Source organism: Bacteroides sp. AM44-19, from assembly GCF_003603395.1.
Lineage (GTDB): Bacteria > Bacteroidota > Bacteroidia > Bacteroidales > Bacteroidaceae > Bacteroides > Bacteroides uniformis.
This window is the reverse complement of the sequence record NZ_QTNB01000003.1, coordinates 337188-363035: the sequence shown is the minus strand read 5'-3', so window position 1 is coordinate 363035 and position 25848 is coordinate 337188. Positions and strand designations below refer to the sequence as shown.

General features: G+C 46.2%; 23 protein-coding genes and 1 pseudogene. 11 read left to right on the top strand and 13 right to left on the bottom strand.

The annotated features are described in order from the left end of the window. Positions 1 to 408: 408 nt before the first annotated feature. Complete coding sequence (locus DW947_RS08065; RefSeq protein WP_005827419.1) at positions 409 to 1380, top strand: hypothetical protein; 972 nt, start codon at positions 409 to 411, stop codon at positions 1378 to 1380. Between the two features lie 155 nt (positions 1381 to 1535). Here DW947_RS08065 and DW947_RS08060 read toward each other — a convergent pair whose 3' ends face one another. The 5 genes from DW947_RS08060 to DW947_RS08040 form a co-directional block, all read right to left on the bottom strand. Continuing rightward, positions 1536 to 2633, bottom strand: coding sequence for a TlpA disulfide reductase family protein (locus DW947_RS08060; RefSeq protein WP_117963450.1), 1098 nt, complete (start codon positions 2631 to 2633; stop codon positions 1536 to 1538). Positions 2634 to 2756: 123 nt separating this feature from the next. Next, positions 2757 to 3305, bottom strand: a complete 549-nt coding sequence (locus DW947_RS08055) for a 30S ribosomal protein S16 (protein WP_005837359.1) — start codon at positions 3303 to 3305, stop codon at positions 2757 to 2759. Between the two features lie 175 nt (positions 3306 to 3480). Next, positions 3481 to 4791: a Na+/H+ antiporter NhaC family protein gene (locus DW947_RS08050; RefSeq protein ID WP_117963449.1), complete on the bottom strand. Its 1311-nt coding sequence runs from the start codon at positions 4789 to 4791 to the stop codon at positions 3481 to 3483. 176 nt (positions 4792 to 4967) lie between these two features. Next, positions 4968 to 6479 (bottom strand): UxaA family hydrolase, encoded by a 1512-nt coding sequence (locus DW947_RS08045; RefSeq protein ID WP_117963455.1) that lies wholly within the window; start codon positions 6477 to 6479, stop codon positions 4968 to 4970. 134 nt (positions 6480 to 6613) lie between these two features. Continuing rightward, a complete protein-coding gene (locus DW947_RS08040) occupies positions 6614 to 7669 on the bottom strand; it encodes a LacI family DNA-binding transcriptional regulator (RefSeq protein WP_005837354.1) in 1056 nt (351 codons plus the stop codon). A gap of 341 nt (positions 7670 to 8010) precedes the next feature. Here DW947_RS08040 and DW947_RS08035 point away from each other — a divergent pair, with 341 nt between their 5' ends. The 8 genes from DW947_RS08035 to DW947_RS08000 all read left to right on the top strand — a co-directional run bounded on the left by DW947_RS08035 (position 8011) and on the right by DW947_RS08000 (position 17254). Continuing rightward, positions 8011 to 9036 (top strand): sugar kinase, encoded by a 1026-nt coding sequence (locus DW947_RS08035; protein ID WP_005827441.1) that lies wholly within the window; start codon positions 8011 to 8013, stop codon positions 9034 to 9036. Positions 9037 to 9087: 51 nt separating this feature from the next. Next, positions 9088 to 9453: a four helix bundle protein gene (locus DW947_RS08030; protein ID WP_080650799.1), complete on the top strand. Its 366-nt coding sequence runs from the start codon at positions 9088 to 9090 to the stop codon at positions 9451 to 9453. 86 nt (positions 9454 to 9539) lie between these two features. Then, the gene (locus tag DW947_RS08025; RefSeq protein ID WP_057089614.1) at positions 9540 to 10208 is read left to right on the top strand and encodes a bifunctional 4-hydroxy-2-oxoglutarate aldolase/2-dehydro-3-deoxy-phosphogluconate aldolase; all 669 of its coding nucleotides are present in this window, start codon (positions 9540 to 9542) and stop codon (positions 10206 to 10208) included. 640 nt (positions 10209 to 10848) lie between these two features. After that, complete coding sequence (locus DW947_RS08020) at positions 10849 to 12021, top strand: glycosyltransferase (protein WP_005837349.1); 1173 nt, start codon at positions 10849 to 10851, stop codon at positions 12019 to 12021. A gap of 37 nt (positions 12022 to 12058) precedes the next feature. Next, on the top strand, positions 12059 to 13960 hold the full coding sequence (locus DW947_RS08015; RefSeq protein ID WP_117963448.1) for an asparagine synthase C-terminal domain-containing protein: 1902 nt from the start codon (positions 12059 to 12061) through the stop codon (positions 13958 to 13960). A gap of 16 nt (positions 13961 to 13976) precedes the next feature. Beyond that, positions 13977 to 15011: a glycosyltransferase family 2 protein gene (locus tag DW947_RS08010; protein WP_243635076.1), complete on the top strand. Its 1035-nt coding sequence runs from the start codon at positions 13977 to 13979 to the stop codon at positions 15009 to 15011. A gap of 6 nt (positions 15012 to 15017) precedes the next feature. Then, on the top strand, positions 15018 to 16058 hold the full coding sequence (locus tag DW947_RS08005) for a glycosyltransferase family 2 protein (RefSeq protein ID WP_008664343.1): 1041 nt from the start codon (positions 15018 to 15020) through the stop codon (positions 16056 to 16058). 11 nt (positions 16059 to 16069) lie between these two features. Further along, complete coding sequence (locus DW947_RS08000) at positions 16070 to 17254, top strand: glycosyltransferase (RefSeq protein ID WP_009038295.1); 1185 nt, start codon at positions 16070 to 16072, stop codon at positions 17252 to 17254. Here DW947_RS08000 and DW947_RS07995 read toward each other — a convergent pair. After that, positions 17248 to 18783, bottom strand: a complete 1536-nt coding sequence (locus tag DW947_RS07995) for a lipopolysaccharide biosynthesis protein (protein ID WP_005827464.1) — start codon at positions 18781 to 18783, stop codon at positions 17248 to 17250. The genes DW947_RS08000 and DW947_RS07995 overlap by 7 nt on opposite strands. Positions 18784 to 18877: 94 nt before the next feature. Between DW947_RS07995 and DW947_RS07990 the strand changes: the two genes are divergently transcribed. Together DW947_RS07990 and DW947_RS07985 are read left to right on the top strand one after the other, a co-directional pair. Then, positions 18878 to 19864 (top strand): glycosyltransferase, encoded by a 987-nt coding sequence (locus DW947_RS07990; protein ID WP_005827468.1) that lies wholly within the window; start codon positions 18878 to 18880, stop codon positions 19862 to 19864. Beyond that, complete coding sequence (locus DW947_RS07985) at positions 19849 to 20916, top strand: glycosyltransferase family 2 protein (RefSeq protein ID WP_005827470.1); 1068 nt, start codon at positions 19849 to 19851, stop codon at positions 20914 to 20916. The genes DW947_RS07990 and DW947_RS07985 overlap by 16 nt, the downstream gene beginning before the upstream one ends. A 26-nt stretch (positions 20917 to 20942) precedes the next feature. Here the strand turns inward: DW947_RS07985 and DW947_RS07980 are convergent. From DW947_RS07980 to DW947_RS07950, 7 genes and pseudogenes are all read right to left on the bottom strand, one after another. Beyond that, positions 20943 to 22091 (bottom strand): annotated as a pseudogene (locus tag DW947_RS07980) (AAA family ATPase); the annotation flags it as partial. A gap of 81 nt (positions 22092 to 22172) precedes the next feature. Further along, positions 22173 to 22658: a hypothetical protein gene (locus tag DW947_RS07975; protein WP_133302937.1), complete on the bottom strand. Its 486-nt coding sequence runs from the start codon at positions 22656 to 22658 to the stop codon at positions 22173 to 22175. Then, a complete protein-coding gene (locus DW947_RS07970) occupies positions 22648 to 23892 on the bottom strand; it encodes an AAA family ATPase (protein ID WP_057089603.1) in 1245 nt (414 codons plus the stop codon). Before DW947_RS07970 ends, DW947_RS07975 begins: the two co-directional genes overlap by 11 nt. An 80-nt stretch (positions 23893 to 23972) precedes the next feature. Beyond that, entirely contained in the window at positions 23973 to 24416 is a 444-nt protein-coding gene (locus tag DW947_RS07965; RefSeq protein WP_005827473.1) for an N-acetylmuramoyl-L-alanine amidase, read from the bottom strand. A gap of 33 nt (positions 24417 to 24449) precedes the next feature. Beyond that, a complete protein-coding gene (locus DW947_RS21565) occupies positions 24450 to 24563 on the bottom strand; it encodes a smalltalk protein (protein ID WP_016273911.1) in 114 nt (37 codons plus the stop codon). Between the two features lie 33 nt (positions 24564 to 24596). Next, positions 24597 to 25112 carry an HU family DNA-binding protein gene (locus DW947_RS07960; RefSeq protein WP_022401197.1) on the bottom strand — a complete coding sequence of 172 codons (516 nt, stop codon included), beginning with the start codon at positions 25110 to 25112 and terminating at the stop codon, positions 24597 to 24599. A gap of 407 nt (positions 25113 to 25519) precedes the next feature. After that, on the bottom strand, positions 25520 to 25768 hold the full coding sequence (locus DW947_RS07950; protein ID WP_005827481.1) for a DUF4248 domain-containing protein: 249 nt from the start codon (positions 25766 to 25768) through the stop codon (positions 25520 to 25522). Between the last annotated feature and the right edge of the window lie 80 nt (positions 25769 to 25848).

Below are 25848 nucleotides of genomic sequence, written 5' to 3'. Positions count from 1 at the left end.
CTTAAATGTGACTGTCTTTTTTAGTTTAATTGCGGAAACAAAGATATTATAGTTATTGATAGGTTTTGCTTTTTGGAAAACTTTTTGTGGTTTAAAAAGTGTTAATCTATTGATTATTAATGATGTAATTGTTTAAAGTGGAAAACTTCTAATGAAAAATAACTTTTAAAGTTATTCATTACTGATTATTATTGCATGCATAAGCATCATCTGATTTCGAAGTGTCAAATGAAGATAAATCTTTTGGGCAGATTGTGAATCTTCGATTTTTTTAGTTATATTTGCAACGAATTGGTTTATTTAAGGTTTTTAGTCCTTGATAATACTTCTTGTTGCCATTCGATTGTATTGCTTTGCTGCTCATGGTATTGGGGCAAAAGTATCATTATTATAATAATCAAAGAAAGGATGAACATGGCAAATGTATTTCCTCCGTTTAAAATTGATATAGCTGGGGCTTTTTGTGTACCTCGTGCATTGAAGGATGTCCGCGAGCAATATCAGAACGGGCAGGTGAGCCGGCAGATATTGCAGGCTGTTGAAGATGCGGAAGTGCGCAGTCTGGTGGAACGGCTGGAGCTGGGAGGCATGAAGGTTGTTTCCGATGGTGGTTTCCGAAGTCGCGATTTTTTGGAAAGCTGGGAGGGTATTTGTTCCAAAGACGGCCGGCCTTTCTCCGAAGGCTCTCCTTTGGAGATTACAGGACGGCTCAGTTTGCTACGGCATCCTATTCTGGAAGAATTCGCATTTCTTGATTCCATTGTGGACGGAGGGGTGATGAAAAAACAGCATATCCCTTCGCCGGCAGAGGTTATGACCCAGATTATTCAACGTGTGGAGCGGACTCAGATAGAAACCGTTTACTCCGACATCCGGCTTTTGACGGATGATATTGCTTCCTGCTACAAATTTTTGCTTACCAAACTTTATGATGCAGGCTGCCGCTACGTCCAGTTCGACGGGGTACATTCGGTGATAATGGAAGATACCATCCGGCTCAACAACCGGGTTTTGCGTGAGCGTCCTGCAGGGATGTATGTTGCATTCCATGCACCGACGGACATGCTGGTGCAACTGCATGGGGCCGATGCTTATTTCCTGAATTACGACTGTGGCGCGTGCGACCGTAACCGTCTGCTCTGGTTCATACACGAGAAGGAAGCGGTGTTCGGTTTCGTGCTGTCCCATTATCCTCAGGAAGACGAATTGGATGAATTGCAGGCAAAAACCGAAAGTGTATTGAACTATATTCCTTTGAAACGTTTCACTTTATGTCTGCCGGATGCCAATGCGCTTCTTTCGCCTTCGGAGGCCGATGAGGAGAAACAGTGGGAAACCGTAAGGTTGGGGATGGAAATGGCTGCGCGTATCTTCTCTTGAAAAACGCCGCATTCCATCATTCCGAATGCCACACTTCAGCAAGGGAAATGCCACACTTCACAGAGGCAAATGCCATTGATTGGGCCTCGTGAAGTGTGGCATTTCGATTGACGAAGTGTGGCACTCCTCTTTTAGTCTCCGGTGTGTCCGGTTTATTATTTGACAGCTTCGGCTATCTTTTCCTGAAGCTCGTCACCGTGCAGTCCGCGTGCAAGGATAGTTCCTTCACCGTCAATCAACACAGTGTGGGGGATGCTGCTTACGGCATAAAGCTGTGCGCCTTCGCAGTTCCAGTATTTCAGGTCGGATATTTGCGGCCACGTGATGTTCAGCTTCTTGATGGCTTCTTTCCATGCGTCAGCACTCTGGTCCAGAGATACGCCTACAATCTCGAAGTTCTTGTTCTTATATTTGGCGTAAGCTTCCACCAGGTTGGGCATCTCGCGACGGCAGGGGCCGCACCAGCTTGCCCAGAAGTCAACAAGGACAACTTTGCCCTTGCCTACGTAGTCGGACAGTTTTACCGTTTTTCCTTCCGGCGTCTGCATCTCGAAGTCTGTAAACTTCTGGCCTACGGCAGTGGCTTTCATCTTTTCAACGTTGTTCTTTATCTTGACGATGGCTTCGTCGTTGTCGTAAGCTGCAGGGATTTGGGGCATCAGCGGGTCGAGGTCTGCCACATCCATGTAGTAGTAGTTCTGCTTCAGCAGGAGTACACCCACCGGGTTGGTGATGTTCTTGTTGATGCCGGCTTTGATGGCGGATATCATGCTGTTTTCCAGATTTTCCATCTCTTTGCCTTTAGCCTCGCGTTGTTCGTCGGTCAGTGTGGTGTCCGACATGGATTCGTAGATGCTCATCATTTGTTTGTTCAGACCGTTGATTTGGGCTCTGATTTCCTGGTAGGCATCATTGTTGGCAGTACCGGTGGCAGAGTTGTTTTCCTGCGACAAGTTGATTTTAATCTTGCCGTTTTCCAGGAAGAAGTCGATGGCTGCGCCGTCTTTTCCTTCGGCTTTGTAGGAGATGTAGCGGTTGACAGCAGTATCTTGTGTACCCTTGAAGGTAAATGTTCCATCTTTGATGACAGCAGAGTCCAATTTTACGAATTGGCGTCCTTCCACGGTTTCCAGATATACGGTGTCGCCGTCGGCTGCACCCTCTACAGTTCCGGTTACGGTGTAACCGTTGTTTCCACTGTTACAAGCTGTAAATACAGCGGCTACAGCGAGCAGATAAGTAAACTTTTTCATTGTTTGTTTTTTTAATGAATGATTATAGCTGCAAATATAGTAATAAAAAATCCCCTCCGATATGAACCGGAGAGGATTTTTATAGTTTTAATCCCATTTTTAGCGATAACGCTGTGCTTACTATTATTCGGCAGCAGCTTCTTCAGCAGCAGGGGCTTCTTCGGCAGGAGCCTCTTCGGCCGGTGCTTCGGCAGCGGCTTTTGCAGCAGCTTCAGCAGCTTTCTTTTCAGCCAGTGCTTTTGCTTTTTCTTCGTTTATCTTCTTTTCAGCTTCCAGACGTGCTTTTGCTTCAGCTTTCTTAGCTTCGTCTTCCTTAGCCTTCAGAGCAGCCAAACCGCTTTGTTTGTTGTTCTTCCAGGCTTCGAACTTAGCATCAGCTTCAGCTTCGCCGAATGCGCCTTTCGCTACACCGCCCAGCAAGTGCTTCTTCATGTAAACACCTTCGCGAGAGAGGATGTTACGAACTGTGTCAGTAGGTTGTGCACCCTTCAACACCCAGTCAAGTGCGCGGTCGAACTTCAAATCTACTGTGGCAGGATTGGTGTTAGGATTGTAAGTACCAATCTTCTCAATAAATTTACCATCACGTGGTGCTCTTACGTCTGCAATAACGATAGAGTAGAAAGCGTAGCTTTTACGTCCATGTCTTTGCAATCTGATTTTTGTTGCCATTTAATTAAAATGTTTTTAGTTAATGATTTGAATTATGCTACTATCTCGTAATAGCGGGTGCAAAGGTAAGAAAAGATTTTGAGTTATGAGTTATGAGTTATGAGTTATTTGTTGGCATGAGGGGTGTTTTTTTTAAATGTTCACACAACGCCACCCATCACTCATCACTTATCACTCATCCTTCTCCCGAGTATTTCCTGGGGTATCTCAGCAGAATGGCGAGTATGGCGCATGCTCCCATGCAGAAGGGGTAATACAGGTTTCCGATGATGCTGATGGGTGAAATGCCGGCAAGTCCGGAGGCTATCAGCATTTGCGCTCCGTAGGGGATGATTCCTTGCACGAGGCATGAGAAGGTGTCCAGTATGCTGGCTGTTTTCCGACGGTCCAGGTGGAAGCGGAGGGCGATGTCCTTGGCTATGGGGCCGGTGGTGATGATGGCAATGGTGTTGTTGGCGGTGCAGAGATTGGCGATGCCGACCAGGGCGGCGATGCTGAATTCGGCTCCCCGCTTGCCGCTGACGTGGCGGGTCAGCCGGGAGATGATGAAGTCGATGCCGCCGTTGTAGCGGATGGTCTCGAGCATGCCTCCGGCCAGCAGGGTGATGATGATGAGCTCGCCCATGCCGGTGATGCCCGTTCCCATGGCTCCGAACCAGTCGAAGAAGGCGGTACCGGTATAGATACCGATAATTCCAGTAGAGAGGATGCCCAGCAGCAGTACCAGCATGACGTTGACACCTGCTACGGCCGTGCCCAGCACGATGAGGTAGGGGATTACTTTTATCCACTCGATGGTCTGCACTTGGGGCGGGGCAGAGACGGACAGTCCTTGAAAGATGTAGATGCCCAGCACGACAAGCGCTGCGGGGACTACAATCATGAAGTTGACGCGGAACTTGTCCCTCATCACGCAGTCCTGCGTCTTGGTCGATGCAATGGTGGTGTCGGATATGAAGGAAAGATTGTCTCCGAAGAACGAGCCTCCCACCACGATGGCGACCATGTAGGGCAGGTCGATGCCCGTCTTTTCCGCCAGTCCCACGGCTACGGGAGTCAGTGCGACGATAGTTCCTACGCTTGTTCCTATCGAGAGGGAGATGAAGCAGGCGGCAATGAAGATGCCCGCCAGCAGCAGGTTGTCCGGCAGTATATGTAAGGTCAGATTTACGGTCGCATCAATGGCGCCCATCTGCTTGGCGCTTTGGGCGAATGCTCCTGCAAGGATGAATATCCATACCATCAGCATGATGTTCTTGTTGCTGGCGCCTACGGAAAACTGATAGATGCGCTGTTCCGGATTCAGGCCGCGCGTGATGGCGATGGCATAGCAGGATGAGGCGAGGAAGGCTACCGTGATGGGGACTTTATAGAAGTCGTTCACCAGGAGCGAAGTCACTAGATAGAGGCAAAGGAACACCGCCAACGGGCTGAGTGCCCACCAGCCGCCTTTGGTTTTAGGGGTTGTATCGGTTGTTGCTGACATAGTTGTATTGTTTGGTTGAGATTAATGTTTCACCACAGATTTCTATCTTTCAATCAATTCCATGTTAATCGGTGTTATCTGTGGTGAAATCAATTCCGCCGCAAAGGTAACAAAAACAAAGGGCGGCACAAAATGGTTTTGTCCCGCCCTCCATCTATCAGCCCTTAATTTTCAATTTACAAAGTTACTCCGGTCTTGAAGATGGCTATTTCCTTGTAGCCTTTCTTTTCGTTGTTCACGAATTCACCGCTTGCTACTTTGATGATATATTCGATGAAGCGTTCGCAGGTTTTCTCCATCGGTTCGTTCTCGACGATAACTCCGGCGTTGAAGTCTATCCAGCCCGGCTTGTTCTTTGCCAAAGTGGAGTTGGTGGAAATCTTCATGGTCGGCACATAGGTTCCGAAGGGCGTTCCGCGTCCTGTGGTGAACAGCACCATGTGGCATCCGCAAGAGGCAAGGGCAGTGGCGGCTACAAGGTCGTTTCCCGGAGCAGACAGCAGGTTCAGTCCCTTTACTTTCAGGCGTTCGCCATACGGAAGTACCCCTTCCACGTAGCTTGTGCCGCATTTCTGTGTGCATCCCAAGGCTTTGTCCTCCAATGTCGAGATGCCTCCCACCTTATTTCCCGGAGACGGGTTTTCACCTACCGGTTCACCGTGTGAAAGGAAATATTCCTTGAAGTCATTAATCAGCTTCACCGTGTCCTCAAACAGCTCTTTGGTGCGGCAGCGGTTCATCAGGATGGTTTCTGCACCGAACATTTCCGGCACTTCCGTCAGTACGCTGGTACCGCCTTGTGCTACGAGGAAGTCGGAGAACATGCCCAGTAGCGGATTGGCGGTGATACCGGAGAAACCGTCCGAACCGCCACACTTCAGGCCTACGCGCAGTTCGCTTAAGGGAATATCCTCGCGCTGGTCCTGGATGGCTTTGGCATAAAGTTCGCGCAGCAGCTTCATTCCTTCTTCGTATTCATCGCCCACCTTCTGAGTCATCATAAACTTTACGCGCTCCTGGTCATAGTCTCCCAGGAACTCGCGGAACACATCCGGCTGATTATTCTCGCACCCCAAGCCTACCACGAGTACGGCTCCCGCATTGGGATGCAGCACCATGTCGCGGAGGATTTTCTTTGTATTCTCGTGGTCGTCGCCCAACTGGGAGCAGCCGTAGTTATGGGGATAAGCCATGATGGCATCCACGCCCTTTCCGCCCGTTTCGCGGCGCAGGCCTTCGGCAAGCTGGTTGATGATTCCGTTCACGCAGCCCACTGTCGGAATAATCCATATCTCGTTGCGCACACCTACGTCGCCGTTCTTATGTTTGTACCCTCTAAAGGTCAGGTTTGGCGCGCCGGTATTGAGGTTTAGAGTTGTAGTATTGAGGTCTACATTGACGGGGTTGTAAGTGTATTCCAGCAACCCGGACAAGTTGGTCTTGATATTGTTTTCATTCATCCAGTCCCCCTGCTTCTGCGCTTTCCGGGCGTGGCCGATGGGATATCCGTATTTAATGACGTTTTCGCCTTCCGCAAAATCTTTCAGTGCAAATTTGTGTCCGGCAGGAACATCCTCATTCAAGGTGATTTCCTTTCCGTCCACCGTGAGTTTTTCACCGGCCGGGAGTGCTGTGATAGCCACTGCAACATTGTCGGCAGGGTTGATTTTCAGGTACTTTGCCTCCATCATGTTATTTACGATTTAGCTATTTACGATGTACGATTGAAGTTTGCTTTGTTTTACGGTTGCGATAGTTGCTTTTTCTTGCGGGCATGGCATTTTCAATCGTACATCGTAAATCGTCCAATCGTACATCCTTATTATTTGTTGTAATAAAACTCTATATTCTCCTTCGTCAGCAAGTCAATCGGCATGAAGTTCTCCCTTGTGATTTCCTTCTTCAGAATCAGGTATTCGCACAAGGCCTTGATGCCGTCGAATCCTTGCAGGGTGGGCTGCTGTGCTATGAGGAAGAAGATGCTTCCCTGCTTCAGGCAGTCTACGTTGCGTTGCAGCAGGTCATAGCCCATCAGGTTGAAGTCTTTTTTCTGCTTCTTCAGCAGGTATTCCCCGATGATGTATGCTTTGGAGTTGAAGGTGATTCCGTTCTTTACGGTAGGATGCTCTTGGAAGAACTCGTCCAGCATCAGTGTGTCCTCGCTGTCGCGCTTGGCATGCAGGTCCAGTTCCCAGATGCGGCAGGCGGGATGATGCTCCTGCATGTATTCGCGGAAACCTATTTCGCGGCGTTCCTGCTGGTTCGACCCCACGATGCCTTCATTTATCTTGCGGAAGATGACGATTTCCTGCGCGTCTTCTCCGGCAAGCAGCATCAGCATGCGGGCGGCAAAATATCCGCTCTGGTGCGAGTTCTGCCCGTAGAAGGAGAGGGCGGGCTCTTCCTTTATGTTGGAGTCTATATATATATAAGGTATATTATGTTGCGTCAGCTCATCCGTGAAGGGCTTGGTGTATTGCGGAACGGTGGGGGCAAACATCACTCCGTCCGGCTCCAGTGCCAGAATCTGTCCGGAGGCTTCCGCGAATGAATGATAGTCATACGGGTCATAGTAGGAGAGGTGCACGGCGACGTTGAAGTCAGAGTAAGTCTCTACGGCGTTGTGTATGCCCGTCTCCACGTCTGTCCAGTATTCGCCTTTCTCGTGCAGTGGCAGCAGGCAGGCAAATGCGTACTTCTTGTTCGAAGCCAGTGCGCTGGCATACATATTGGGCTGGTAATCCAGTTGTTTCAGGATTTCTTCCACCCGCTTCCGGCTGGACTCGGACACACCGCTACGCCCGTGAATCACACGGTCGACGGTTCCCACGGATACATCGGCCATCTTGGCGATATCCTTTATTCTGACTCTTTCCATCTGTATATTTACGATTTAACGATTTACGATGTACGATTGATGTTGCTTTGGCTACGATTCTACAATGTAATCTCAATCGTCTAATCGTAAATCGTCCCATCGTACATCTTCTTGTGCTCGCACACAATTATAATCTTAATATTTTCGATACAAATATATGATAATTTTTTGTATTTCAAAAATTGTTGTATCTTTGTGCCCGTACACGAAGACTATGAAGAACGAATGTTATTTTGATTTACTCTCCATAGTTTCAGGTGTTTAAGTTCTGTTTATACCTCGAAATGATAAATTGAAAGGAAACAAATTAATTTCATATTAAAATAAAACATAGAAAGATTATGGGAAAGAAAGTAGTTACATTAGGTGAAATCATGCTGAGGCTGTCTACTCCGGGAAACACCCGTTTTGTGCAGTCCGACTCTTTTGATGTGGTATATGGCGGCGGCGAGGCCAACGTGGCTGTCAGCTGTGCCAACTACGGACATGATGCTTATTTTGTAACCAAGTTGCCGAAACATGAAATAGGCCAGTCGGCTGTCAACGCATTGCGCAAGTATGGCGTAAAGACGGATTTCATTGCGCGTGGTGGTGACCGTGTAGGTATCTACTATCTTGAGACCGGTGCTTCCATGCGTCCCAGTAAGGTAATCTATGATCGTGCACACTCTGCCATTGCCGAGGCAGATGCGGCGGACTTTGATTTCGATGCCATCATGGAAGGTGCAGACTGGTTCCACTGGTCAGGTATCACTCCCGCCATCTCCGACAAGGCCGCCGAGTTGACCCGCCTGGCTTGCGAGGCTGCCAAACGTCACGGCGTTACGGTGTCGGTAGACCTCAATTTCCGTAAAAAACTCTGGACCAAAGAAAAAGCCCAGTCCATCATGAAGCCTTTGATGCAGTATGTGGATGTCTGCATCGGCAACGAAGAGGATGCTGAACTCTGTCTGGGCTTCAAGCCCGATGCAGACGTGGAAGGCGGCAAGACGGACGCTGAAGGCTACAAGGGAATCTTCAAGGCGATGGCGAAGGAATTCGGCTTCAAATACGTAATCTCTACGTTGCGCGAGTCTTTCTCCGCTACCCACAACGGCTGGAAAGCAATGATTTACAACGGCGAGGAATTCTACGAGTCAAAGCGTTACGACATCAATCCTATCATCGACCGCGTAGGTGGCGGCGACTCTTTCTCAGGTGGTATCATTCACGGCCTGCTGACAAAACCCAACCAGGGTGCCGCCCTCGAATTTGCAGTAGCCGCTTCCGCCTTGAAGCACACTATCAACGGTGACTTCAACCTTGTTTCCACAGAAGAGGTAGAAGCGCTGGCAGGAGGGGATGCAAGCGGACGAGTACAACGCTAAGCTCATTTACGATTTGACGATTTACGATGTACGATTGAAATTACTTCTACAGTGAACTCGGAGGAATTGAAAATACGATTGAAGGTGTTCTCTTTGAGAATAATCAAGATGGTAGATTGTATGCCTAATCGGATTTCGTCAATGGCTATAGCTAAACAAATAGTGCGTTCAGGGACTTCACCTGCTGCCAATTATAGGGCAGCTTGTTTGGGAAAGTCTGATAAGGATTTTCTGAATAAACTGAAAATGGTAGAGGAAGAACTGGATGAAACTATACACTGGTTGGAAATTATTGCTGAAAGTGAGATGATTCCTGCTAATAAACTGCTTGGGTTGCAACAAGAGGCGCATGAATTGTATAAAATAATAGTGAGTTCTATTGTCACTACAAGAAATCGGTTAGCAAAGGAAGTTTGAATCGTCAAATCGTAAATAAAAAGAATAGATATAAAGTAAAGTAATATTAATCGTAAATCGTAAATCGTCAAATCGTAAATAAAAAGATGAGTAAATTTGATAAAATCTCAGTATTGAATAAGATTGGTTCTACTGGAATGGTGCCTGTCTTTTATCATAAGGATGCAGAAGTTGCAAAGAAAGTTGTAAAGGCTTGTTACGATGGAGGTGTTCGTGCGTTCGAATTCACGAACCGTGGTGACTTTGCCCACGAGGTGTTTGCGGAAGTTGTGAAGTTTGCGGCAAAAGAGTGCCCGGAGATGGCTATGGGTGTAGGTTCCATCGTTGACCCTGCTACTGCGGCGCTGTACTTGCAGTTGGGTGCATGTTTCGTTGTAGGCCCGTTGTTCAACCCTGAGATTGCTAAGATTTGTAACCGTCGTCTGGTAGCTTATACTCCGGGGTGCGGCAGCGTTTCAGAGGTAGGTTTCGCGCAAGAAGCAGGTTGCGATCTCTGCAAGATATTCCCGGGCGACGTGCTTGGGGTCAAACTCGTGAAAGGTTTGCTGGCTCCGATGCCCTGGTCCAAGCTGATGGTGACCGGTGGAGTGGAGCCGACTCAGGAAAACCTGACCTCCTGGATTAAGGCGGGTGTGTTCTGCGTAGGTATGGGTTCCAAACTCTTCCCGAAGGATAAGGTCGCTGCTGAAGACTGGACTTATGTTACGGAAAAATGTAAAGAAGCGTTAGGTTATATTGCCGAAGCAAGAAAATAAATAAGAAATTCATTTTGTTTAAAGGTGTTTAAAGGGGACAGCCATCGAAGCGTTTCGGCGCTTCGGTGGCTTGTTTTTTACTGGAAAGTATACTCCCGATGAACAACAAACTGTTTATAAGTGTAAACTATACCCTTAAACTCTAAAACAATGTTATAAAACGCGCGAAAAATGTGCTGGCGTTTTGTGCGTGCGGATAAAACACTTACCTTTGCAGTGCAGTTGGGAAACTGCATTTGGATTTGATAAATAATAAAAACAGTTTTCAATAAAGGATATTAGTTGTTAGGTAAAAGGATTGAAAATAGATTTTTTTCATAAGCTAAATGTTTTGAATAAATAGGTAAATTAGGTAAAGGTAAAAATTGGATTTTGAAGTTTTCAGAATAGGTAATTGAAGTTTTATTTTTCAGGTAAAGAGAAAGATTGATTTTTAGGTAACATTGACGCAGTTTAAAAGAAAAGCCTTTAAGGCTTTTCTTACAGGGGCGAGGGGTTCGTGAGAGCTTGCTCGTTTTTTTATTCCTATATTCTTCGCATTTTTTGTATATTTTGTCCGGACTCTACTTCTTTTTTGTATCTTTGTGTCGGATACCCATTAAAAACAAGCAGCAACTCTAAAGCTTAAATAGCTCTGAATTTGGAACATATATTGAATATATTCGATTGGCTTTTATACATATGGTTTGCAATAAACATACTGTATCTATTGGTTTACAGTCTGGCGTCACGCCGGCGTGACCTGCCTCTGCCCCCTCCAGCCAAGGAACACAAGCGTTTTGCCATACTGATTCCTGCCTACCGCGAAGATGCCGTGATACACGAGTGCGTCCATTCATGTCTGGAGCAGGATTATCCCGCCGACTGTTTTGATACGGTTGTCATTTCGGACCGTATGCAGCCCGAAACCAACGCTTCCCTCGCTGTGCTTCCTGTCCGCCTGGTTGAAGTGCATTTTGAGAAAAGCACCAAGTCCAAATCTCTGAATGCCGCCATGGCTGCCATCGGCAATGACTATGACATCGCTTTGGTGCTCGATGCGGACAATGTCATCCCTTACGATTATCTGAGTGATATTAACGACCTCTTCGCCAATCCGGAAGTCGAGATTGTGCAGACCCACCGGAGTGCCAAGAACCTGAACAATGACATGGCCCTGCTCGATGCCATCAGTGAGGAAATCAACAATACCATTTTCCGTCTGGGGCATGCCAAGCTGGGCTTGTCGGCTGCCCTTATCGGTTCCGGTATGGCGTTCCGTTATGACTTGTTTCGTGATACGATGGCTGACATCAAGGCTGTGGGCGGTTTCGACCGTGAATTGGAGCTGACCCTGCTCTATCGCGGCAAGCGTTTTTATTATCTGCCCGAAACCTTTGTGTTCGATGAGAAGATACAGAACACCGGCGATTTCTCCCGTCAGCGCCGCCGCTGGCTGTCGGCACAATGGCACTACTGCCAGACTTTCGCCAAGTTTCTGTGGAAGGCGCTTGTTGCGCGTAACTGGGACTTCTGCGACAAGCTTTTCCAGCAGCTTTCCATTCCCCGCCTGCTGTTGATGGGCTTCACGTTCCTCTTCTCCGTGTTGTTTACGGTTTATCGCTGGACATGGGGGCTGAAGTGGTGGCTGCTCTTGGTGTTGCTCGCTGTCGCACTGCTCGTTGCCGTTCCCAAAAGGTTCTGCACCAGCCGCCTGGCAATGGCCCTGCAAAAGATACCCTATACATTCCTGCTGATGGCAGGAAACATCTTCAAGCTGAGGGGAGCAAACAAGACCTTTATACATACCAGGCATGGGGTGGTGGAAAAATAGAAAGGGATACACAATAAACAAGTCTATAAGCAAACAAATGATATACGGAAAAATCACTTTAGAAGATTGGCGTACAGTCTGTGTAGAGGGAGAAGAGCCGGAATCTTCTTTTGAAAGTTATAATCTGAGACTTTTCTTTTTCGGAACTTTGTATAATCGGGACACCTTGCAGGCAACTCCGGATGATACCAATGCCAAGCTTGCTGCTGATGCGTTTCTATCCGATCCGGCATATGGCTTTTCACGCCTGGACGGTTCGTTCACCATAGTATATTATTCAGAAAATGAATGCGGAGTGGTGCGCGACCATCATGGCACGCATTATCCCGTCTATTGTCACATTGATGGTAATTTTGCCACTTCCTGGCAATTTTTAGAGGACCAACTGGAAGAAAATTTCGAGCCTAATCTGGTTTCATTGAGTACATTCCTTCAGCGTGGCATTTTGAAGAAGAATAATTTCGCCCTATTCGATGTTCATTCTTTAGGTGCCGGCGAAAAGTTCTACATGTTGACAGAGCTTGGTTATCTGATGCCGGTTTGGGCTTCTGTAAAGTTAGAGACACAAGCGAACGTACATTCCATGTTTGATTCGCTGAAGGAAAGAAATCCCGGCTTATATGAAAAGGTGGCAGATGACATTTATTGTCTGAAGCGCGACAGCGTTTTTGAGCATGAACCCAAGGTGGCGACTGAACGGAATCCGGATGTAGAAACCTACTCCCGCCGTTATGGAGAATTGCATGCGCAAGCCATCCGCCGGCGTATCGGCCATAGCCGCAGGGTAGGTATCCTGCTGAGTGGCGGCTATGATTCCGGTTCAAACCTTGCTGCGCTGCGCAGCATTTACGACGGCCAGATTGACTCCTATTCCGTGGGCTTTAAAGGAGATGCCTGGACGGAGCTGCCCATGGCCCGTCTGATGTCTGAAACCTTTGGTACCCTCCACCACGAGTACGAGATTGACGGTACGGAAACCAGTGCCTTGCCCGACATTGTCCGTTTTCTGGGTGAGCCTTTTATGGAAGGCGGGCTGATGGTAAACTATTGTGCCATGCGCATGATAGGCGATGACAAGCCCGACGTGATTCTGGGAGGTGACGGCAGTGACCAGTATTTCGGTACTTCCGGCCGCGAAGTGGCGTTGCATTATCTATCCGCCCGCATAGGATTGCGTCCCTTGCTGCGTGGCATCAGCCGTCTGCTGGAGCATGAAACCTTTGATACCGGTGGAAAGCTTTCCCGCATCAATTTCCATTTGGATAAGATACTTCATATTCTGGAAGGGGAGCGTTTCGGCTTCTCCGATTCTGCCTTGTGTGTCCTTCTGCAAAATCCGAAAGAAGATTTTGAGCCGGTAAAATCACTACGGCCCGATATCCACAGTTTCGAGCATCTTTATGCGCAGCATGCCATTCTTTCCGATTTGGAGACTGTAATCAACCGTATCATTCTTTTCAAGGCTTCCAGCATGGCACGCATGTTCGGTAACAATCTGACGTATCCTTTTATGGACCTGGAGCTTTTCCATTTCCTGCAGGAGCTACCGGTAGGGTTGAAGTGCAGGGGCAACAGTGTACTGGACATTGCGCGGGGTCGTTCCGTTTCTAAATATCTGTTAAAGCACCATTATAAACCTTTACTTCCCGAGGCCATTACCTTGAAGAAGAAGCAGGGCGGTTTTGCACCTATGCCACTGTTCTTCCGTGATAGGGCCCGACGTGCTTTCTTTAAGGAATTCATTCTTGCTTCCGGCATTATGGACAACTATCTGCGCCGTGATGCAGTGGAGAAGTTTCTTACAGATTATGAACAAGTTGCAGAGAAGGAGGGCGGTTGGTTCTGGCATAGGCAGAACAAGGCTTTGCAATATTTCAACCTGTTGACGCTTGTTGTGTGGTGGGAAGAGTTTGTGGAAGGCCATGAGGTGAAATTCTGAAAATATGATTGAAAGTATGAAAGTTTCCATTATTGTTCCGGTTTATAATGTTGCCAAGTACATAGAACGGTGTCTGCTGTCTGTGTTGAACCAGACCTGGCCGGATTTGGAAGTCATTCTTGTGAATGACTGCACTCCGGATAACTCTATGGAGATAGTCAGACGGGTGGTGGCTTCGCATCCGCGCGGAGCGGTGGTGAGATGTCTGGAACATGAAGAGAACAGAGGGCTTTCTGCTGCAAGAAACACCGGTATTTCAGCGTCTGTTGGCGATTATCTGTACTTCTTGGATAGCGACGATTATATTTCAGCGAATGCAATAGAGCTTTTGGCGGATGCAGCGGTGCAGAAGCGACCGGATTTTGTGATAGGCAATTACGAGGTGACCGGCGCCAGACGTTGGGCTCCTCCTTTATCATTAGGCACCGGGTTTTATGAAGGGAATGCTCTTGTACTTTCCACTTATGTGCAGGGAAAATGGTATGTCATGGCATGGAACAAGCTGGTGAGTCGTCCCCTCGTTTTGCAGCATAAACTCTACTTCCAGGAGGGCATTGTACACGAGGATGATTTATGGTCATTTAAGTTGGCATGTATGTCTCAAAGTATGTATGTCGTCGGTGAGACCACTTACTATTATTCTATGCAGCCAGACTCCATCATGCGGGCGCCGTCTATGCGTAATTTGGAATGTCGTGTGCTGGTGCTGGGTTATATCTACGATTTTATCCGGTCTTCCCGGTGTTTGCAGGATAACCGGCATATATATATCTATTTTGAGACTCTGAAGGCAAAATATTTTGACCGTATTCTGTATTTCACGAAAGACACATCCTTTCATTATCAGAGTTATTTGGTATTCAGGAACAAAAAGTATGCGTCTTTGTTGGAGATGACGGGCCTGCGTCCCGAATGGAAGCTGATGTTGCAGAACATCCATTATGTGCTTCCTACGTATGCCGGCTATCTGTATTTTAAGGCTTTTGTAAAGTCAGCCTACTATTTGTTGGTGTTGTCTATAAAAATGAAGGCAGTGTTTCATGCAAAATGAGCGAATATGAATAATCTTCCGGAAATATCCGTTATAGTACCCGTTTATAAGGTAGAAGAGTACTTGCCCCAGTGCATTGACAGTATTCTTGCACAGACCTTTACGGATTTTGAGCTGTTGCTGGTAGATGACGGGAGCCCTGACTGTTGCGGGGAGATTTGTGAAGAGTATGCCGGGAAGGATATGAGGATACGGGTGTTCCATCAGGCTAATGCAGGATTGAGCTGTGCCCGGAATACTGGTTTGATGAATGCTCGTGGAAGATATGTAACCTTTATTGATTCAGATGATTATGTAAAGCCTTGTTATCTTGAAAGGCTGTACGGTGCATTGCCTGCCGATAAAACGAAGGAGGGAGTAATAGTCGGTTCTCTTGATGCGTATCTGCCAAATGGGGACTTTCAAACGTTTCACGTTCCCGAACAAGATATAGCTTCGGAACAGATGTATCTTATATTGACAGACTTGATAGACAAGCGTGTTGCGTACGCAGGCAGCAAGCTATACGACCATCGGATTATCAAGCAATACCGGGTGGGCTTTGTTCCTTTTGTTTCCGGACTGGAAGATATGCTGTTTATGTTGGACTACCTGATGTATGCGGATTTTATGGTTATTCGTGATTACAATAATTACGTTTATAGAGTAGGGTATTCTGTAGATGTGTTGTCTGTGCGTATAAACAGCTTTCCGGCAGAATATGCAGCATTCTCCAATTTTTTGGAAAGGGTCTATGTGTATCAAAAGAAATTTAATTTGGAGGATAGCTCACTGGATAGAACATGGAATTCATTGACTGTCTTTTTCCATAAAGTGATTTTGGCCATCTATAAACCAGAGCATAAGTATACCCGGCAGGAACGGTTGTCTTTTTTACATCAAGTCCTTTTATCAGACAAAGAATGGATAAGACGATTTTTTCTTCCACAGTATAAAGCGGATGTGTTGGGCAAATTCTTGCTTTGCAGGGTGGGGGCATCGGCTTTTGATGGGTGGATGCGTTTCTTGTCAGGTATAAAATTCAAGAAAATGTTTGGAGCGAAATAACGGAGGGCATTATGAATATCTTGTTTATACATCCTGTCATGTTCCATCCCCAACGGGGAGGGATTGAAAGAGTAAGTGACCTTTTGTGCCGTGAATTCATAAGACGGGGACACCATGTTCTTTGTTTACATAGTGTGCGGGATGAAAGCCGCATGGATTATGCATATCCTGCATCCTCTTATTTTTTCCCATATCAGGTTCGGGAAGTAGAAAAGAACGGGTTGTTTTTCCGTAGTTTCCTGCAAGAGCACCGTATTGATATGGTCATAGACCAGGACCCGCAGACTTATTATACATTATATTCCTTCTCTAAAACCTTGCGGGACGTGTATATTATTTCCGTGATACATTATAATCCTCTTGGCATATATCATCATTTGGGAGAGTTCGTAATGTGGGTATCAGGAAAAAACACAATCATGGGAAAAATCAGAAAGGTGGCCCGTATCCTCAAAATTCCCATGCTTAAGTATGATTACAAGCGTACATTACAATCAGATTATGGAGGTATTTTTCGATATACAGATGCATTATGTTTACTTTCCTTGAAATTTCTTCCTGATTTGTGGCAGATATATTCAAAAGATTTGAGCCGGGTGATTGCCATCCCCAATCCGAATACATATCCTGCTCAAGAAAATACAGATTTTCTCAAGAAGAAGCAGATATTGTATGTAGGCCGGATAGAGTGGCGCCAGAAGCGTGTAGGACGGCTGATTGATATCTGGAAGCGTATATATAAAAAATTTCCCGATTGGGAGTTGGTCATTGTGGGAGACGGGCCGATAAGGCAGACATTGGAACAGAAAGCCTTAAAGATGGAACGGGTTGTTTTCACCGGTTGGCAAGACCCTGAACCATTTTACCGGGATGCAAGCATCCTATGTCTGACGAGTGACTTTGAAGGGTGGGGAATGGTATTGACCGAAGCCATGACATTCGGGGCGGTTCCGGTGGCGTTCAATTCGTATGCAGCTATCACAGATATTATTGATGATGGGAAGAACGGATTGTTGGTTCCTCCGTTCTCGCATAAGGAGTTTGCCCGGAAGTTGGGCTCATTGATGAAAGATGAAGAACTGCGCAGGGAGATGTCAAAAAATTGTGTGCAGTATGTGAGGCGCTTTGACATACAGAATGTGGCGGACGAGTGGGAAAATGCCTTTGACCGACTGAAATCAACAGCTCGTCAATGATGCCTTTTCAGTATCCGGTGAGCGAATGCACGTATGCCCGGAGTGAAAAGATAGAGCAACGAGCAGGTCAATATCCCATAAGTGGAAATCAGAATCATTCCATAGAGAATCCAATGTGTAAAAGAGCTTTCCGGTGTAAAGTCATTGCTTGGATAGAGATGGTAGCATACTATTCCCGGCAGCAGTATAATCAGCAGATGCTTGATGTAGCCCATCCAATAGTGAAGAACGGGTATTTTGAATCCTTGCGAATAAAGAAAGTAAGGTTTCCAAATGACTATGATGAGAAATAGACTGGTTATGTTGCCCATCAAAATTCCCGGCAGTCCCCAAAAATGTCCGGCAATGATGGCAACAGTCAGGTTGATGATTACTTCCGCAATGGGAGCCCAAGTATCTTGAAATAAACCATACCCATAGGTAAATTGGTCTATGGCACCTCGGGTGTAGCTGATGAACGAGTTGATGATAATCAGATACAGAATATGTTGGGGCAATACGTATTCACTTCCTAGCCATAATGAAATAAAAGCGCCGGTCAGTCGAATCAGGGCAAATGAAATGGTTCCGGCTATCAAGAAACGGATACCCATCAACTCCCAGAATACTTGCTGGATACGTTTGGAATCACCTTCGGCTATCAGGTTACCTACTCCTGCATTGGTACTCCCTAATAGGTTGCTGATAAATATACTTATCTTATCAATAATGAGCGTATAGTTCCCATAGTAAGCCACAGTTTTGAGTGAGACGAAGGCATATACCAGAAAGGGAGTGGTTTGGAACTGTACGAAACTGCCCAGTTTATGGACAAAGAGCTGTTTGGTATACCGGGTTACTTCCGGATATTTCTTGAAAAGCAGCTTTCCTTGTTTCACTTCGCTTTTCAGCCAAGGGTATACCTGGTTGACTTTCCAGTTCAGGATAATGGAATAGACAATGCCCAGCAGAAGTTCCAGGCTAATCCATAGGTAATAGTTGCCCGTATAATAGACTAATCCCATTTGCAGACAAGTCTTTATCAGTACGGCACTTTGAAAATAGGCTGTCACTACATAGTTCTTCTGGTCTGCTCCCAAAAGGGTTTGCTTGTAATTGGCAAAATATCCTATTAGTGAAGTGGTCAGATACGAGAAAAATGCAAAATAGATGACGCCTAAATCAAAGACATTATTGGGGAATATCAAGGGCAGGAAGCATGCCAAGGCACATCCTGCACTTAGAATGATAAAACCGATACGGCGGTAGATGAAACCGAAAACGGAAATTATTTCATTGATTTTCTTTTCATCGTGTTCAAAGAGGGGTTTATACAGAACGTAGCCGATGGCTGTGCTGATACCCAATTCTGCAAGGTTCAGAAAACCCAAGAGATTGTTCAGTGTACCTATCAGCCCCATAAAGTCTGCGCCCAATGCATCCAGAAAGATTTTTCTGGAAAAAAATGATAGGGCTAAACTCAGGAAATAAAAAATGAGATTAACCCGCGCATTGAGCAATGATTTTTTAAGGCGTGACTCCTGAGGCATAAGTTTTTTGTTATTACCAGCAAAAGTACACAAAAAAATAGTATGCTCCCTTTTTTTGTGTATTTTTGTAGGTAAATGGTTGAATAATGAATTTATGGAGAAATGGCTGAGTTTTATTGTTCCGGTATACAATGTGGAAGATTATCTGTCTGAATGTGTAGATAGCTTGTTGAATCAGGATGTTCCGTCAGAGCTATATGAGATAATACTCTATGATGACGGGTCTACTGACGGAAGTCTGCGGATAGCACAGAAATATGGGGCTGATTATGCTAATATCCGTGTTTTTACCCATCTTAATTCCGGAGCGGCTGAAACTCGGAATGAAGCCATTGAAAAGGCGGTCGGCAAATACATCTGGTTTGTTGACAGCGATGATTTCATTGCTCCCGGCTTGTTGTCTCGTTTTTATGAGAAGACCCGCGAAAGCCATTTGGACATGCTGATATTCAATAATGTGGCTTTTGAAGACGGCAAATGCAGGCGTTTTGTCGGATTTGACGTACCTGAATCACCGATAAAGACGGGGATAGAGCTCTATCAGGATTTCTATTACAATCCGGTACTGACCAATCGCTTGATACTCCGTGACCTGCTGATAAAGCACCGTTTGCGTTATATTCCAGGGAATAAGGCAGAGGATTGTGTGCTGAATCCTCTTTGTTTTTATCATGCCAATGCTGTCTGTTCACTTCCGGTCGATGCTTATTATTATCGGATGCGTAGTCAGTCGGTGTCTCATCATGTTGATAATCAGAAAAGAATTATAGAGTCTTTATTGGAAGGGCTCGAAAACCACAGTGACTATGTGAAAGAACATCCGGCCCCTGATTTCTGGATGAGGGTTTGTGTACACGATATACGACGGGTACACATTTGGCTGGATACAGCTTGTGATAATAGAAAAGAGAAAGGCGAGTTCATTGGCCGGGAGAGATTGGCTCTAAGGTCGGCGTTAGAGCGATTGCCTTTCCGGTTGTCCATTGATTATGCTGTCTTATGTCTGGCTTCGCTTTCCCCTCTGTTGATACTGGATGTGCAACGTTTTTTACGTACAATGAAACGATGGATAAAAAGATGAATACTCTTCCGCTTATAACGCTGGGCATACCTATTTATAATGCTGCGGGTCTTATAGAGCGTACATTATTGTCTGCCCTTAACCAAACGTATCCGAACATTGAATTTATTTTTGTCGATGATAAAGGGGATAGTATGGATATAGTTCGCAGGGTAGCCGGGGAACATCCACGCGGAAGTGCTGTCCGTATTATCGACCAAGTGGTCAATCAGGGTACGGGGGCGGCACGTAATACCATTGTCGAGAAGGCGACGGGGGAATATCTGTTTACAATGGATTGCGACGATGTGCTTATACCGGAGTGCATTGAATTGCTGTATAATAAGATGCAGGAACATCCAGTGGATTTTGTGGCGGCATCCTTCGTCCGGCGTGATTTGGAAGGAAAAGTGTATCCCGGTGGATGCCAGTACGAGGATACTCTAATTACTGATGGAGATTATGCAGTGGCTAAATATCGTTACGGACGGGGGCAGAATATCTTTGTAGCTACTTGGAACAAGCTTTATCGGACGGATTTTCTGCGCAAAAATGAGGTTCGTTGTATTCCTCATTATCTGATTGATGACCCTTGGTTTACGTATCAAGTGATATTGCGGGCCCGTTCTTGCCGCTTGTTGCCGGATTGTACACTGTTCTTTACTTATAATCCTCAATCGGTCACCAGTTTGAAAGAGCTGCAAGGGTATTCAGAGTTTTTGACAGAACAATATATTGGTACGCAGTTGTTGAAGTCCGGGTATATACACTCTTTGACCGGCGAGTCTTTCTATAACGGACTGATGTTGGACATCATGAAAATGAGCCTTTATCATGCCAACCGGGTATATGCTTCTGCATGTATTTCGCCGGAGAAGAAGCGGCAATATCTGGAAAATCTTTTATCCCGCCATTTTTCTTATCCGTCACATTGGCATTTGGATAAAAATTTGATGAAGCTGCTTCCTTTTCTTCTGTTCTATATGATGCCTATGGCCGCTAAAAAGTGGTTGGTTGGCTTCATGGTCAATATAAATCTGAAGGATAAGGTGAAGCGCTGGCTTCATTTTTAGCAAGTGGCATTGTTGTTCATCTATTAATAGACGGATTCACTGTCCTTTATCGGCATGTAGTAGGGAACCAGGTATTTGATGAATCCTTCGGCCACTTCCTTGTTAGGGAATCCCAGCCGATAGATGTTGAATTCTTCGTCATATTCCTTTATCGTGAGGTAGCCGCTTTGGTAAATCACGGCAATGGGATTATCCTTGAACGACTCCACGTCTGTCAGTGTCTCTGCAGTCACTCCTTCACTCGTAAGGTCGGGCAGACAGAAGTTGTTGTCTTTCAGCAGTTTCACAAGGTAGGTGGGGGTGCCGGTCTCGAACCAGTAGCTGCCGAACTCCAGGGAACGGAAGGTATTCAGCAGGCTGAAGGGGTTATACAGATTGGTTCCGTTCTGGCGGAAGCGGTAGCCGTCGTACCGTTCTTTCAGTCGCAGGCAGACCTCGTCGTAGGTGATACCGTAGTTTTCGGCTATCTGGTGCAGCGGTTCTTCAAAATAGGTGTGTATCTCCTTGTCGGTCATTCCGCAGAGCGTCTGGAACTGTCGGTCCATGGAGAGGTCTATCAAGTTGTTCAGGTCGCTGAACACACTGACCTTTCCGAATTTCGTCCCCCCCGTCAGGAATCCGAAGCGGATATACCGGTCCTGCGTTTTCATTACGGAGTAGAAGGCTTTGAGTGTGTTGCGATATTCATTTTGCAGCTCTTCGTCACCAATGGCCTGGAGCATGGGTTTGTCGTATTCGTCCACGAGAATGACCACGCGCTGGCCGGTCTGCTCGTAGGCGCGGCGGATGATTCCCTTGAAACGCAGTTCGGGGTTGACTTCGCTGGGGACAGTTCCGTAGATGCTTTCCCACTGGCAGAGGGTATCGTTCAATACATTGATAAGGCTGTTCTTTTCATCGTATTTGCTTGTGTTTAAATCCAAATGCAGTACCGGATATTTCGTCCATTCTTTTTCGAGCCGTTCCATTTCCAGTCCCTTGAATAGTTCCTGCTGTCCGTTGAAGTAGGCTTCCAGTGTGCTGATGAGCAGACTCTTTCCGAATCTCCGTGGGCGGCTCAAGAAGTAGTAGTTACTTGTATTGACCAATTGGTGAATCAATGCAGTTTTGTCTACATAGGTGTACTCACCAAGACGGATTTTCTCAAAACTCTGTATTCCAATAGGGTACTTCATACGGCTGATTTTTTTTGATGCGCTTTTTGCTTAATCAAAACAAATGTATGAATAAAAAATGAGGTGGCAAAGCTTTTGTCCTTATAGGGCGATTTTTCTCATAATCTTCAATTCCAGTCCTGTTCTGTTTTTGAAATCCTGTATATGGCAGTTATAATTTGCACTGAAAAATGGCCGTTGCCTATTACATATATAGGCCTTTACGGAACAAAAATTCTTGAATGAAGAGGTTCTACTTATATGTTCTACGGTTGCAGCCAGTTGTTCACAGCCTGTCTTTACCCAACCTCTATATTGTCTGTCCTTCAATTCTACAAAAATCAGCTCATCGTCATAATGGAGCAACCCGTCACACACCTGTTGGGTTTCTTCCTCTTTCCCGGTTTTCAGGACCAAGCAATGGTCTATTCCATAGAAACCTATTGGTTTTGAATTAGGATTATCGACAATTCCTATCCATTTGGATTTATCTGTCTCGTCAATATAAGCGGGATTCCTCGCCGGTGGAGTATCATCACATAGCCCGAATAGCTCTTTATTGGAAACACTTCTTCCGTTATTTTCCATATTTATCTTCAAGTTGCAATAGTTCCGTAAACAAATAGCCGCTTTCTGCCAGAAGTTCATTCAGATAGTTCTCATCAGAAGGAAGTCCACAGTAATCTGCCAATTTGGATACAGTTCCCCGATTATTTATCTCGTATATTACCAGGTCATCCGGAGATAAAAGAGATTTTATCGGGACGATTCTGTCCAATTCCTTCAAATCGCTTTCTGTTCCGGCAACTCCCATCGTTGTGTCAACTTGTTTAGCCTTGACAGCCAATGACAAATCATTTATGATGTACGGGCTGTGGGTGGTTATAACCAGCTTGTTTTCTGCTGAATAATTATTGAACTCCAATAAGCTATACAACATATTCCGCTGTGAAACCGGAAACAGATTTTGTTCCGGCTCTTCAACGATATTGATAAAAGCCGTTTTATTGAACTGTGAAGATACTGCCGACAGAGCAATCCTTCTCTGCTCGTCGGTCAGAGTCGTATCAGCCCAAATGGATTTGACGGCATCATTAAAGCGTTGGGATTCATTATGGCTCATTTTTTGCGGATTCTCAACCTGTCTTCTTACAGCATTGGCCAGATAGTAGGAAACCAGATAGAGAGGAACCAGTGACTGGAATCCACTCGATGCTTCCGACAGTTCCACCTGATAATCGTTTCCGGTCACATTTATCACGTCATGCTGCTTGTCATATTTTATTTCTGCATCATTAATCGGCAGAGACAGGCCATCCTTGATTTCATCCTTAGCATTATTGAACTCTGTAATATATTCCAGCAGCGAATCCGGCAAAGACTTGAACGACTTGGCTTCTTTTATGATACTGATAAAATTTCTCTCGGCAGGCACGTACATTATCTGTGGCAGGAAATACTTCCGAGACTGCTTTTCGGATATCTGAAAGTCACCTTTCTGATATTTCATTGAATAAGCCTCACCTTCATATTCTATTTCGGCAGCATCGCTGTGGGCATTGTTAAAAAAGTAATTTGCTATACGGTGGTATCCGCAATAGGTCTTTCTGAACTTTACTGCGGAAAAGTCACTTATTGCATAATCGCCTCTGACCAATGCCTTCTCTATCCAAGTGAAAGTGGAAATCAATTTGGCGACACAACTTTTACCGCTTCCTTGATTCCCGATGAATACAGAAACTTTCTTTATGTCTATCCAACCGTCATCATCCGGACAGCCTTGCCTGATGGGGCCGAAATTCTTTATTCTTATTTTTGCCATATATTAGGTATGAAACACATTTGATAGCAAAGATACTATATTTTATTAAAAGAGAGGGTGTATACCCTCTCTTTTCTTGGTTACCACTTCTCTTTTTTTACTTCAAAACACGGGCATTGTTTCGTCCATTCCATCGGTTCCACCTCTCCGTTGTTGTTCAGGTCGGGGCTGAGGTCGCGATGTCCCGCCACTTTTGCTTCTGGATAGTCCATCAGTAAAGCGCGGACCAGTACGCGGAGTGAATGCCGTTGCCATTCGGTGCGCGTGTCTTTGGGATTTCCATAGTGGTCCAATCCGCCTTCGTAGGCGATTCCGATAGAGTGGGCATTGTAGCCGCGGGCGTGGGCGCCGGCCCTCTCGACCGGGCGTGTGGTCAGGATTTGTCCGTCACGGCGGATGTAGAAATGATAGCCCGTGCCGTCAAATCCACGTCGGCGGTGCGCGGCTTCCAGAGCCTGCCCGGTAAAGGGACGGTCCTCGCACGTGGCGCTGCAATGTATCACAATCAAGTCGATTTTTCTCATTTTTTTCTACTGTTTGCCTTTGGGGGCTGTTCGCTAAAGGGAACCACCACTGTTCATGGCGTGTGCGCTGAATGCACCCAAAAGTGCCGAAGCTACAGCGATGATTACTTTCAGAATCTTGTCCCAGGCTGATGATTTTGTACTCATGATGTTTGATGTTTAATCCTTAATCCCTCTTTTTTATCCCAGCGGATTCTCCCCCTGGTCTCCGTCGGAACCTCCGCCATCGGGATTATTGCCGCCGGAACCTCCGCCGGTACTATCCTTGTCGGCAGTTACAAGCTCAAAGATGAGGTTGTTTGCTCCACCTTTGGTGGTGGCGTTGCTGTCGTTCACCAGCCGCAGGGTGTTGGCTACCTTGAAGCGGATATTGACGCGTTCGATGTTTTTCACGGTGCAGTCTTTGGCCAGTTCGGTGGCACGGCATTTAAAGGTGGTGTGGAAGATGCCGAAGCCGTCCAGACGGACACTGTTGCCGTCCGTCAGCGTCTGGCGCATCTGTCGTACGATGGCTTTGCCTACGTGCTCCACGTCTTCGGCCGACATGGCTCCCAGTGCTTCAATGTCTTGCGCGATACGGGCAAGGTCGAAGATTTTGGCATCTTGGGGCTTGCGTTTCAGGGTGTAGACCATGGGGGAGCTACTGTCCCCGATTTTCTTGTGGCGCTGTGTGCGCACTACTAATGCTGTTGACATGATGTTTGATGTTTAATGGTTAATGTTTCATTCCGAAAGGGGAAAGGAGGTGTCTCCGCGGCGATGGCCTCTGCTCCGTTTCGTTGATACAAAGATAGGACATGGGGCAGGGAGGAAGGGAGGTTGGGGGAGGTAGGAGGAGGTTGGGAGAGGATAAGGGAGGTTATTGTTTCTTTTGTTTTGGATTTGTGACAAATAGGAGGTATATTTGTATTCGCATAGATGTGCGTAAACTGAATAAAAAGACATGGAATATGTTGGAAAACAGTAATCAGGATATGTGCTGTTTTAGCTCGTTTTGATGAAGTGCGTGAAGTGGTGGTATATGCCAATCTTGAAAACGAGGCATTGCGTGAGCATATAGACAGAGTGGGGGTGAGGATTTATGTGAAAAGGGGGGGAACCTTCTAAGAAGGCTCCCCGAAGACATTAATCATAAGCTGCACTTGTGCGGGCGTGTACCGTCGGCAATAAGGGTTCATGCCCGTGGCAAGCAGGCGTTGTTCCAGCCCCGGGGCGGTGCGTATCCATTCGTTCAGCCGGTTGACGGCAGTCTGCTGGGCAATGCCCGGAAGGTAGTACATGGCCAGTTCGCCTTTCCCGTAACTGCGGACGGGGAAGCGAGGCTCTGCAAAGGAATCATTCTGTTTCATCATATTCTTTAAAGTTCAGGTTGTATGTTTTCTTTAATAGGGATAACACGTGATTGCACAGTTTGCACATGCTTGCACCTATT